Genomic DNA, 13,368 nt, shown 5'->3' with positions numbered 1-13,368 from the left:
CAGGGAGTAACCGGGCTGGCACCCGTCAGCGACGGGTGCCAGCACAGTACAACAGCTCTCGCGACTCAGCTATCAGTGGTGATCGACTTTGATGGTCGGATCCGCACCGCTCACCAGCGAGTTGACCATGGCATTGCTCCAGGTCACCCCTTCCACCTTGATGTGCACATCGGCCGTGGTCGCCGCGGCAGCCGCAGAGACGTTCGACGCGAACTGCCCGGTGGTGCTGACTTGCAGAATGGTGTCATGGCCATCGTTGGTGACTTGCAGGTACTTGCTGAGGGTATCGGTGTCTTCACCTTGCAGCAGGTCACGCAGGTCAATCCGGTCGCCACCATCCTTGTTGAAGTCCTTGATCACGTCAAAGCCACCGCTGTTGGTGTCGCCCGCTTTCCAGGCGAATGTATCGGCACCTGCGCCACCGGTAAGGATGTCGTTGCCTTTACCACCCATCAGTATGTCGTTGCCGTTGCCACCGTTGAGGATGTCGTCGCCACCCTGGCCGAACAGGATGTCATTGCCATTACCGCCCAGCAGGGTGTCGTTACCATCCTGCGACGTTGACGAGGAGTTCGCCAGGTGAGCTACTGCGTCAAGGTTGTTGGTCACGAACGAGTGCAGTGTCTTGTCATCGATGGTCGACACGTTGACGTGCAAGGTATCTGCCGCGAAAGCCTTCAGCGCTGTGATGCCGCCCTGCGTGTTGAAGGTGATCAGATCACCGAACAGGAGGTCATTGCCGTCGCCACCGTTCAGGGTGTCGCTGCCCGGAGCGATTGCTTTCTGGTCGCCCAGTACCGCTTTCGCCAAGTCATCGGCGTTGACGTTGGTCTGCGCGTGACCGTCGCTGTCGTAGTGGTTGAGCGTGCTCGTCTTGACCGCCGAGTTCAGGCCGATCGCTTCGATGGTCGGCGACTGCTTCAGCAGCAGTGCGTAACCGGTGTCCGCTTCAGCCAGCACGACGCTGCTGCCGTTGGTTTCAGGTGAATTCAGGCTGTATTCCTGACCGCCCATACCGTCGGCGTGGCTTGCGAGGGTGCCCATCAGCTTGCCGGTCGTGCTGCTGGCGTAGCTGTACACGTGGCCCACGGTGTCGATGGCGACTTTGCCGTTCACCGAATACGTGCTGCCCAGATGCCAGCTTTCCAGGCCCGTCGCCAATGTAATGGCCGTGCCGTTCACCGTACCGAGCACCGTACTGGTGTTCTGGTAAACGTTAGGCTCGCCGTCGGTGATGAAGTAAGTGCGGTTCTCGCCCGTCGGGTTGGTGCTGTTCAAGCCGGCAAACCAGTTCGCCGTAGTCTTGAACGCATCTTCGTAGTTGGTGGTACCGCCCGATGTCATGGTCGCCAGAGCAGCGGCCAATGTTTTCAGCGCAGCAGCCTTGTCAGACATGTCCACGGAGACGGTCGAGCGTACGTTGGTGTCGAAATCCACCAGCAGCACGTTGATCTTGCCGGCGTTGGCCGTCTGGGCGCCGTTCGCCAGTTTCTCGAAAACCGACTGCAACTGGGTCTTCGCCGTGTCGAGGGTTTTGCCCATGCTGCCCGAGCTGTCGACGATGAAGGCGATGTTGTAGCTCTTGCCCTGCACGATGGTCGTGCCGCTGACGTCGGCAACAATGATGTCGCCACCGGTAGTGCCGTTGATCGGCGTCGGGTCGGTGCCGGCCAGGCCTTCACTCGAGGTGTAGGTCTGAGGCTCGACAGTGACCGTGATCGCCTTGCTGTCGCTGGCGCTGGCTACAGCGCTTGGGACGCCCGGAACCGTCGCTTCAGTCGCCGTCGCCGTAACGTTCAGCGTGAATTTGCCGCTGAAGTAGTCAGGCGTGGTGATGCTCAGCGTCGACAGGTCGAATTTGCTGACATCGATCGTGTCCATCACGGTTTTGCCGTTTTCGACATGAGTCGTCACGGTGGCCGTGTGGCCCGCTGCGTCGGTCAGGATCGAGCCGGCCGGTGCGCCGCCGCTCAGGGTCGTGACGTGAGTCTCCGAACCGTCGAGGCTGTCACCGAACACCGCCTGGACCGGGCTCAGCTTGATCGCGGCGCCTTCGGTGCCGTGGTTCAGCTCGTAACCGGTGTAGTAACCCTCACCGCTGCCAACCGTGCCTTCGTGCAACGGCGAGACGTTCAGGCCGGACGCCTTGAGGTCATCGACCGTTGCGAACAGCAGCACGTTGGTGCTGTTCAGCGCCACGGTCTGGGTGGCGTTGGTGCTGATGTTCTTGTCGGTGAGGCTGATGTTGTAACTGCCCGGGCCCGCCTGGTTGTAGTGGTAGATGTCCAGGGTGTAGTAGCCGGACTCCGTTGGCGTGAAGCCCGCGCTCTGGATCTTGCCACCCGCGCCCCATGTGGCGTTGGCGGCGGTCTGGCCCGCCACGGTGATCAGCAGGCTGTCGTCCGCAGTCCCGGAGAAGGTGTAAGTGTGGCCGGCTTCCATGTAGACCAGACCGGACAACTTGGTGCCGGTGCCGACAGCTACGGAAGAGTCCTGCGCATCGGCGGCGACGGTGTGAGAGGTCGACGCAACGGTGGTGTTGAAGCCGGCCTTGATGGTCGCTTCATTCGCGCCGTTGCCGTCGGTGCCCATGCCTTTCAGCGTGCCGACGTAAACGTCCTTGACCAGACCGGTCGACTGAACGACGCCGGAGCCCAGCGTCACCAGCGGTTGATCGGCGACAGGCGCCACATTGATGGTGCCGGTGGCTTTGACCGAACTCGCCAGACCCTGATCGTCGACTGCCTTGTAGGTGAACGAGGTGCTGCCCGCCCAATCGGCGGCCGGCTTGAAGAACACCGTTGCAGCGTTGCCGACTGCCACGATGTTGCTCAGGCTGGTCAGCGCGACCTTGCCCGCCGCATCGGCGTAGAACGTGCCGTGTGCGGCCATGTCGACCAGGTTGAAGTGGTCGATTTTGCTGTCCACGTCGGTTGCGCTCAGCGTCACGGCGATGGCCGGGCTGTCTTCGTTACCGGTGCCGGTCGTGGCGTTGGCCACCGGAACATCGTTGACCGTCGTGATGTGGATCGTCGACGTGGTGTTGGCGATGTTATTGGTGGCGCTGCCGTCGTTGACGCTGATGTTGATGATGCGGTCGTCTTTGACAGGGTCGTGGGACGTGCTGTCGAAGGTGATCGACGAGATCGCCGTCTGGTACTGAGCGGCCGTGCCCGCACCGAACGTGATGACCTTGCCGGTCACGACGTTGTTGGTGACGATGTCGGTGGTGGTGTAGCTCAGGCCAGCGGTGTTGCCGATCGCCAGCAGATCACCCGCCTTGTAGTTGGTCAGCGTGACAGTGGCGCTTTGCAGCGTCTGGCTGTCGGCATCGCTCACGGTGAAGTCGCGAGCGATCAAGCCTGGACCTTTGCCCGGCGCGGTGACATCGCCGCCGACCAGGGTTTCGTTCCAGGTGTTGCCGAATTCCTTGCCATCGCCGGTATGGCCGATGACTGGCGCGTCGTTCACGGCGGTGACCGAGATCTTGCTGCCGGCAACCAGCGAATCCTGCGTACCGGTACCGTCACCTTTCGCGCCGGAGTCGGTCACTTGAACCGTCACGGCACGGTCACCCGCCTGAGGGTTGTCGCCCGGGCTGTTGAAGGTGATCGACTGGATCAGCGCTTTGTACTGGTCAACGGTCGCGATGCCGGTGATCTTGAAGCCGTTCACCAGGCCTGCATCGTTGTGGGTTTCTACCACGCTGACGCCTTTCGGCGCAGTGCCGGTGAAGGTCAGTACGTCGCCCGCCTTCACGTCGACCGACACCACGGCCTTGCTCAGGGTGGTGTTGTCGACGTCGGCCAGGTTCAGGTTCTTGACGATCGAGACCGCCGCGTCGTTTTCAGTGAAACCAACCGATGCAGTGCTCACGGTCGGTACATCGTTGACCGTGGTGATGTGGATCGTCGAGGTCGTGGACGCGATGTTGTTGACCGTGCTGCCGTCGTCGATGCTGATGTTGATGATGCGGTCGACTTTCGACGGGTCATGGGAGGTGTTGTCGAAGGTGATCGACTGAATCGCCGTCTGGTACTGGGCGGCTGTGCCTGCGCCGAACGTGATGGTCTTGCCGGTCACTGCACCGGAAGCGTCTTTTACATCACTGACGGTGTAGGTCAGGGCGCCCGGTTTGCCGACATTCAGGACATCGCCGTCCTTGAAGTTGGTCAGCGTGACGGTCGCGCTTTTCAGCGTGGTGCTGTCAGCGTCGTTCAGGGTGAAATCGCGAGCGATCTGACCTGGGCCTTTGCCCGGCGCGGTGACATCGCCGCCGACCAGGGTTTCGTTCCAGGTGTTGCCGAACTCTTTGCCCGTCCCGGTATGGCCGATGACTGGCGCATCGTTCACGGCAATCACGTTGATCTGGCTGTTGTGGACCACAGTCAGGTTGTCAGTGCCGTTGGCATCGGCGTCAGTCACGGCGATGGTCACGCCGCGTGGCGCGGTGTTCGGGTTGTCGCTGTTGTCGGCGTAAGTAATCGACTTGATCAGGGTTTCGTAATTGGCAACCGAAGCCTTGCCGGTCAGATCGATAACGATGTTGCCGTTGGCGTCGTTGCTCAGTGTGTACTTGATGCCCAGATCGGTGGTGCCGTCAGTGCCGCCTTTGTAGTACTGGGACACCACCAGGTCTTCAGCCTGAATGCCGGTCAGCGTGATTTTCGCGCTGCTCAGCTGGGTGCTGTCGATGTCGGCGATGCTGAAGTCTTTGACAATCGCGATCGGCGCGCCGTTTTCGGTGTAGGTGATGCTGCCGAAATTCACGACCGGTGCGTCGTTCACTGGCGTCACGGTAACGGTCAGCGGCTGTTGGGTCGTCGCGGACGGGCCGTTCAGTTCGGTGGACGTCGAGTTGACGATCAGGTTGATCTGGCCGTTGAAGTTCTCCGGTGGCGTGATGGTCACCTTGGTCAGGTCCCAGCCGTCGAGCGCTGCAGTGCCGTTGCCGCCGGCAGTTGACGTGTAGCTGTGAGTGCCATCAGTGACGACGGCACCGACCGGAACGCCGGAAACAGTCAGGTGGGTCAGGCTTTCGGAACCGTCGTTATCGACCAGCGTGGTGCCGATGTTCAGGTGGATGGCCGTGTCTTCCGGGCCGGTGACGGCAGGGGCGATCACGGTCGGGGCGTCTGCAACCGCCGCCACATGGACGTTGAACGTCAGGTCTTTGCTGACCGGAGCCGCAGCGCCGTCTTGCGCGGTAGCAGTGACGGTCAGAGCGATGTCACCGCTGAAGTTGGCAGGCGGGGTGAGCTTGAGTTTGCTCAGGTCCCAATCGGTCACGTCCGTGGCGGTTGCCCCGGCGGTGGCGTTGAAGGTGTGCGTGCCGTCGCTCAGGGAAGCGCCAACCGGGATGCCCTTCATGCTGACGGTCAGGCTTTCGGAACCGTCGACGTCAGTGGTCGCTGCCTTGATGGTCGACAGCAGAATCGCGTTGTCTTCCAGGCCGCTGTTCAGGTGCTCGGTGACGCTGATGTTGTTGACCACGCCGCCCAAGGAGTTCGCGTCGCCGGCCTTGAATTCCAGCTTCGCGCTGCCGTCGGTGGTGACCGGCACGTCGAAGGTGTAGGTCTTCAGACCTACCATGGTATTGCTCAGCGTGCCGACCAGCTTGCCGCCCCAGAAGACGTTGATCAGTGAGTTGTCGACCGCGCCTGCACGGACCGAATAATCGACCGAAACGGAGTAGGTCGCGCCGGCTTTGGCATTGATGTTGGTGTACAGGTTGCTCGGGTCACCGCTGTTGCGCTCCAGCTCCAGCACTTGGCTGTTGTTGCTGTTGCCGGCAACGCCGTAGGTGCCCGGGGTGCGGATTTCAACGGTGCCGCCGCTGTTGTCGGTGTGCCACGCGCCGCTGCCGATGTTGCCGATCACGGTTGTGGTCGCGCCGTTCACGTTCAGCGAAGCAACGGTCTGGTCGTCCACAAGAGACAGGGCAGGGGTGTCGGTGACCGGGTTGACCGTGATGGTGCCGGTGGCCGGTGTGGTGTCTGCCTGCCCCTGATTGTCGACGGCGGTGTAGGTGAACTTGGTGCTGCCGCTCCAGTCGCCGTCCGGCTTGAAGTAAACGGTTGCGCTGTTGCCGGTCGCCTTGATGACGCTGGTGCCGTCCAGTGCCTGAGTGCCTGCGGTATCGGCGTAGAACGTGCCGTGCTGACCCAGGTTGACCAGGTTGAAGTGGTCGATGGTGCCGTCGACATCGGTGCCGGTCAGTTTGACCGCGATGGTGTTGTCTTCATCGCCCGTGGCCGCTGCTGGCTTGGTCACCGGCGCATCGTTGACGGCAATCACGTTGATCTGGCTGTCGTGAACGACGGTCAGGTTATTGGTGCCATTGGCATCAGCGTCAGTAACCGCGATGGTCACGCCACGTGGCGTGGTGCTTGGGTTCTCGCTGTTGTCGGCGTAGGTGATCGACTTGATCAGGGTTTCGTAATTGGCAACCGAAGCCTTGCCGGTCAGGTCGATAACGATGTTGCCGTTGGCGTCGTTGCTCAGCGTGTACTTGATGCCCAGATCGGTGGAGCCGTCGGTGCCACCTTTGTAGTACTGGGAAACGATCAGGTCTTCGCCCTTGATGCCGGTCAGCGTGATTTTCGCGCTGCTCAACTCAGTGCTGTCAACGTCGGTAATGCTGAAGTCTTTGACGATCGCGATCGGCGCACCGTTTTCGGTGTAGGTGATGCTGCCGAAGTTGACGACAGGCGCGTCGTTGACGGGCGTAACCGTGATGGTGCCGGTTGCCGGGGTGGTGGAAGCCAGGCCCTGGTTGTCGACAGCGGTGTAGGTGAATGGCGTGCTGCCATTCCAGTTCGCGTCCGGCTTGAAGTAGATCGTCGCACCGTTGTTGGTGGCGGTGATGTCATTCAAGTTGGTCAGCGGCTGAGTACCGGCCGCGTCCGAGTAGAACGTGCCGTTGGCAGGCGTGTTGACCAGATTGAAGTGGTCAATGGTGCCGTCCACGTCAGAGCCCGTCAGCTTGACGGCAACGATAGTATCTTCGTTGCCTGCACCCGACGCGGCGTTAACAACCGGCGCGTCGTTGACTGGCGCGACGTTAACGGTCAGCGACTCGGTGGTGGTCGCTTTCTGGCCGGTGAGTTCAGTCGAGGTCGAGCTCACTTGCAGGGTGATCGAGCCATTGAAGTCAGCCGGTGGCGTCAGGGTCAGCTTGGTCAAATCCCAGCCGTCGATAACGACTTTGCCGTCGCCGGTCGAAATGGACGTGTAGGTGTGGGTGCCATCGGTCAGCACGCCACCGACCGGAATGCCGCCCACGGTCAGGCCGCTCAGGCTTTCCGAACCGTCGGTGTCGACCAGTGCAGTGCCGACGCTGATCTTGATTGCGGTGTCTTCATCGCCCTGGGCGGTGGTGACGGTAACGATCGGGGCATCAGCCACAGGCGTGACGTTGATCGTGCCAGTTGCCGGAACGCCTGCTGGCAGGTTCTGGTTGTCGACAGCGGTGTAAGTGAAGTTGGTGTCACCGGCCCAGTTGGCGTCTGGCTTGAAGTAGATCGTCGCGCCATTGTTGCTGGCGGCGATGTTGCTCAAGTTGGTCAGCGGTTGGGTGCCGGCGGCGTCCGAGTAGAACGTGCCGTGCGCAGGCGCACTGACCAGGTTGAAGTGGCCGATGGTGCCGTCGACGTCAGAGCCGGACAGCTTGACGGCGATGGTGGTGTCTTCGTTGCCAGCACCCGAAGCAGCGTTGACTACCGGCGCATCGTTGACTGGCGCGACGTTGACGGTCAGCGACTCAGTGGTGGTCGCTTTCTGGCCGGTGAGTTCAGTCGACGTCGAGCTCACTTGCAGGGTGATCGGGCCGTTGAAGTCAGCCGGTGGCGTCAGGGTCAGCTTGGTCAGGTCCCAACCATCGATCACGACTTTGCCATCGCCGGTCGGGATCGAGGTGTAGCTGTTTTTGCCATCGGTCAGCACAGCGCCGACCGGAATACCGCCCACGGTCAGGCCGCTCAGGCTTTCCGAACCATCGGTGTCGACCAGTGCAGTGCCGACGCTGATCTTGATCGCCGAATCTTCAGCGCCCTGGGCGTTGGTGACGGTGACGATCGGGGCATCAGCCACCGGCGTGACGTTGATCGTGCCAGTTGCCGGAGTGCCGGCTGGCAGGTTCTGGTTGTCGACTGCGGTGTAGGTGAAGTTGGTGTCGCCCGCCCAGTTGGCGTCTGGCTTGAAGTAGATCGTCGCGCCATTGTTGCTGGCGACGATGTTGCTCAAGTTGGTCAGTGGTTGGGTGCCGGCAGCGTCGGAATAGAACGTGCCGTTGGCTGGCGCATTGACCAGATTGAAGTGGCCGATGGTGCCATCGACATCAGCGCCAGTCAGCTTGACGGCGATGAGCGTGTCTTCGTTGCCCTGGCCGGACGCGGTGTTCACGGTCGGTGCATCGTTGACCGCCGTCACGTCGATTTCACCGGTGGCGCTGCCCGACAGGTTGTTGGTGCCATTGGCATCAACGTCGGTCACTTCGATGGTCACGCCACGCGGCGTGGTGCTCGGGTTATCGCTGCTGTTGGCGTAGGTGATCGAGTTGATCAGCGTGGTGTAGTCGGCGATGGACGCCTTGCCGGTCAGGTCGATAACGATGTTGCCGTTGGCGTCGTTGCTCAGGTTGTAGCTGATGCCCAGGTCGGTGGTGCCGCTGTTGCCACCTTTGTAGTACTGGGAAACGATCAGGTCTTCGGCCTGAATGCCGGTCAGCGTGATTTTCGCGCTGCTCAGCTGGCTGCTGTCGACGTCGCCGATCTGCAGGTTGCTGACCAATGCCTGAGGTGCGCCGTTTTCGACGTAGTCAGGGTTGGTGAAGGTGACGGTCGGTGCGTCGTTGACCGGCCCGACGTTGACAGTCAGGGGCACAGTCGTGGTTGCCGATTGGCCGGTCAGCTCAGTGGAGGTCGAGCTCACTTGCAGGGTGATCGGGCCGTTGAAGTCTTTCGGCGGCGTGATCGTCAGGTTGGTCAGGTCCCAGCCATTGATGTAGACCGCGCCGTCGCCTGTCGGAATCGAAGTGTAGCTGTGGGTGCCGTCAGTCAGCACGGCGCCCACTGGAATACCGGACACCACGAACGGGCCAAGGGATTCCGAGCCATCGGTGTCGACCAGCGCAGTGCTCACGTTCAGCTTGATCGCCGAATCTTCATTACCTTGTGCGTCGGCAACGGTGACGATCGGGGCATCGGCCACCGGCGTGACGTTGATGATGCCGTTGGCTGGCGCGCCCGCTGGCAGGTTCTGATTGTCGACAGCGGTGTAGGTGAAGTTGGTGTCACCGGCCCAGTTGGCATCCGGCTTGAAGTAGATCGTCGCGCTGTTGTTGCTGGCGGCGATGTTGCTGAGGTTGGTCAGCTCCTGAGTACCGGCGGCATCGGCGTAGAACTTGCCGTGCTCGGCCATGGTGACCAGGTTGAAGTGGTCAATGGTGCCGTCAACGTCTGCGCCGGTCAGCTTGACCGCGATCGCTGTGTCTTCGTCGCCCTGGCCCAATGCTGCGTTGACGGTCGGCGCGTCGTTGACGGCGATCACGTTGATCTGGCCGTCGTGCACCGCGGTCAGGTTAGTGGTGCCGTTGGCGTCAAGGTCGGTGACCGAGATGGTCACGCCGCGCGGTACGGTGCTCGGGTTTTCGCTGTTGTCGGCGTAAGTAAGCGACTTGATCAGGGTTTCATAGTTGGCGACCGAGGCATTGCCCGTCAGGTCGATCACGATGTTGCCGTTGGCGTCGTTGCTCAGCGTGTAGGTGATGCCCAGGTCGGTAACACCCGTGGTGCCGCCTTTGTAGTACTGGGACACAACGAGGTCTTCAGCCTGAATACCGGTCAGCGTGATTTTCGCGCTGCTCAGTTGGGTGCTGTCGATGTCGGTGATGCTGAAGTTGTTGACCAGCGCGATCGGCGCGCCGTTTTCGGTGTAGGTCACGCTGTCGAAGTTGACCGCCGGACCGTCGTTTACTGGCGTCACGTTGACGATCAGGGGCTGTGTCGTGGTGGCCGAATCCTTGTTGGCGCCTTCGGTCGACGTCGAGCTCACTTGCAGGGTGATCGGGCCGTTGAAGTCTTTCGGCGGGGTGATCGTCAGGTTGTTCAAATCCCAACCGTCGATGTAAACAGCGCCGTCGCCTGTCGGAATCGAGGTGTAGCTGTGGGTGCCGTCAGTCAGCACGGCGCCGACCGGAATGCCGGACACAACAAGCGGGCCCAGGGATTCGGAGCCATCGGTGTCGACCAGCGCGGTGCTCAGGGTCAGCTTGATCGCCGTGTCTTCAGCGCCTTGGGCGTCGGCAACGGTCACGATCGGGGCATCGGCCACTGGCGTGACGTTGATGATGCCGTTGGCTGGCGCGCCGGCTGGCTGGCCCTGATTGTCGACAGCGGTGTAGGTGAAGCTGGTGTCGCCCGCCCAGTTGGCGTTCGGCTTGAAGTAGATCGTGGCGCCGTTGGCGGTGGCGGCGATGTTGCTGAGGTTGGTCAGCGCCTGGGTACCGGCGGCATCGGCGTAGAACGTGCCGTTGGCCGCCAGGGTGACCAGGTTGAAGTGGTCGATGGTACCGTCGACGTCAGTGCCGGTCAGCTTGACCGCGATGGTGGTGTCTTCGTCGCCTTTGCCCGATGCGTCGATGACGGTCGGCGCATCGTTGACCGGGGTGATGTCGACTTCACCGGTGGCGCTGCCCGTCAGGTTGTTCGTGCCGTGGGTGTCCACGTCAGTCACTTCGATCGTCACGCCACGTGGGGTGGTGATCGGGGCGTCACTGCTGTTGGCGTAAGTGATCGAGTTGATCAGCGTGGTGTAGTCGGCGATCGAGGCGTTGCCGCTCAACTGAATGACGACGTTGCCGTTGGCGTCGTTGCCCAGCGTGTAGCTGATGCCCGAAGCCGTGGTGCCGGTGTTGCCACCCTGGAAGGACGGCGAAGCGATCAGGTCTTCGGCCTGAACGCCAGTCACGGTGATCTTCGCGCCGCTCAACTGGCCGCCGTCGACGTCGCCGATCTGCAGGTTGTTGACCAGTGCCTGAGGCGCGCCGTTTTCGACGTAATCGGTGCTGGTGAACGTGACGGTCGGGGCGTCATTGACGGCGACGACGTGCACGATGCTGGTGGCCGGTACGGAATCGTTCTGGCCGTCGTTGACGGTCACGGTGATGGTGCGATCAGCGACGCTCGGGTCCTGGCTGCTGTTCTGGAAGGTGATCGACTTGATCACGGCTTCGTATTCGGCAGCGGTGGCTGCGCCAGTCAGGGTCAGTACGATCTGGCCGTTGACGGTGGCCGTAGTGACCGCGATGTTCGCGTTCGGGCTGCCCACCACCAGGGTGTCGGCGTCCTGAGCGTTGGTCAGGGTGACTTTCGCGCCTTGCAGGGTCGGGCTGTCGGCGTCGGTGACGGTCAACTGATCGGCGATCGAAACGCCGGCCTGGCCTTCGGTGAAAGTGGTTTCACTGTTGGTGCCGTTACCGCCGCCATTCGGATCGACAACCGGCAGAGAGTCGTTGTCAGTGATGGTGGTGGTGACGCTGCCGTTGGTCGCGCTGGCAACGATGTTCTCGAAGTTGCCGCCGGTGATGGCGCCGATCGCGACGGTGACGTTTTCAACGCCTTCCGGGATCGTGTCATTAAGGGTATTCAGGTCGAAGGTCACGCTGCTGCTGTTGGCAGGGATCTTCACGCTGACCACTTGCGTGTAGTCGGTGCCGTTGGCTGCGGTGCCGCTGTAGGTCAGGTTGATCGTGACTTCAGTCTGCGCCGGGTTGCTCAGCGTAATCGTGTACGTGGCGGCCTGGCCTTCAACCACCGACTGGGTGCCGGTGATGCTGGCAACGGTGGTGTCGATGGTGTCGACGATCTGCACCACGGCCGGGGCCGGGTTTGGCACCAGGCTTTCAAAGTTGCCGCCGGTCGCGCCGGTGATCGTGGTGCTGATAACGGTGTTGGTGTTGTAGACGTCATTGGCGGGAGCCGCGACGACGACCGAACCGGTGGACTCGCCCGCACGAATAGTAATGGTCGAACCGTCGGACAGGGTAACGTTGACCTGGGTCTGTGCCGGGTTGGTCAGTGTTGCGGTGTAGGTGATCGAGGTGCCTTCGACAGACGTCGGCGCAGCGCTGAGGCTGACCGTGGTGGTGTCGATGGTGTCGGTGATGGTGGTCACCGCCGGAGTCGGGTCGGTCGTCACGACCAGGCCGCCACCGCCCGTTGTGCCAGTGATCGTGGTGCTGATGACGGAAGGGTCGATGTACGGCGTGTTGATGTCAGCCACTTGAACAGTGGTGGAGCCCGACGTGTCGCCGCCACGAACGACAATGGTCGAACCGTTGGACAGGGTAATCGTCAGGTCCGACGTTGGTGCCTGAGTGACGTTCGCCGTGTAAACCAGCGCGCCGCCTGCTTCGGTCAGCGTCTGGGTGGCGGTCAGTGTCACGGTGCCAGTCGGCTGCGGGACTACGGTGTTGCCGTTGCCGTTGTCGATCGCCAGGCCGTTGCTCAGCGTAGGAGGCGGCGCGGCCGTCGTTCCCAGACCGTTGGTCGGAAAGCCGATGGTCGGACTCACTTCGCCCGCCGTCTCGGTGAGCATCACCACGCTGTGGCCGCCGCCTGCGTTGCCGCCATCACCTGGCGCTGCTTGCGGACCCGCTGCAGTGGCTTCGAGGTCTTTGGTCGGGTCGGCGCCGGCCGCAATGGCTTGCTGCAATTCAGCAACTGACGGTGCCGCTTGGGCGGTGGCTTCGGCAAGGTCGGTGGTGGAAGCCGGGGCGTCTGCGCTCCACTGGCTGTCACGGCCGATGTCCAGTTGACGGCCATCAGCAAGCTGCAGCGTGACTGCGCCTCCCGGGCCTGTCAGAACCTGCTCGCCGGTGAACAACCGGTCACCCTCGATGAGCACACGACGAATCCCTTCCGGGGAAACTGCGACGACTTGGCCAACAATGCTTTTGACGATGGCAACAACACTGCTCATGGGGGTGACTCTCCGAAATTACCGTTCAGTTGGTATCCATCATGCCGACCGGCCTTAACTAACGCCGCTTCATTACTGGAATACGTAAAGATTTGCATTTGTTCATTGCCAGATAACAAGTTAGGGAACTTATTAAGTTGCTCGTAATCTGGCGTCAATTTATTAACAGCAGGTCGGCTCAGGAATTAACTTTCTGCCAAAGTATTGACCTATTCGGCGACATCCTAAACAATCGCATCCGTAATGTCACATTGATATTTGATGAGATCGCGTATTTCTGCAGTGTGATCGCAAGCGCCCTTCAGAACACTCTCGAAACGATCACTTCAATGGCCATTTTTACGATGCGGCAGTGTGTATTGCTGCATTTTGAACAAGTACGTTCTC

Annotated in this window: 1 protein-coding gene; it reads right to left on the bottom strand. The window is 61.3% G+C overall.

The window, feature by feature from the left end:
• Positions 1–72: 72 nt before the first annotated feature.
• Entirely contained in the window at positions 73–12,981 is a 12,909-nt protein-coding gene (locus tag L4G42_RS20055) for a retention module-containing protein (protein WP_237261144.1), read from the bottom strand.
• Positions 12,982–13,368: the final 387 nt, after the last annotated feature.

Source organism: Pseudomonas petrae (assembly GCF_021728295.1).
In the GTDB taxonomy this organism is placed as follows: Bacteria; Pseudomonadota; Gammaproteobacteria; order Pseudomonadales; family Pseudomonadaceae; genus Aquipseudomonas; species Aquipseudomonas petrae.
The sequence above is the reverse complement of the archived record's forward strand: the minus strand, read 5'-3'. Positions and strand labels throughout refer to the sequence as shown.

Coding starts and splice junctions, on each gene's coding strand:
- L4G42_RS20055 (WP_237261144.1), bottom strand. CDS start 12,981: ATGAGCAGTGTTGTTGCCATCGTCAAAAGCATTGTTGGCCAAGTCGTC.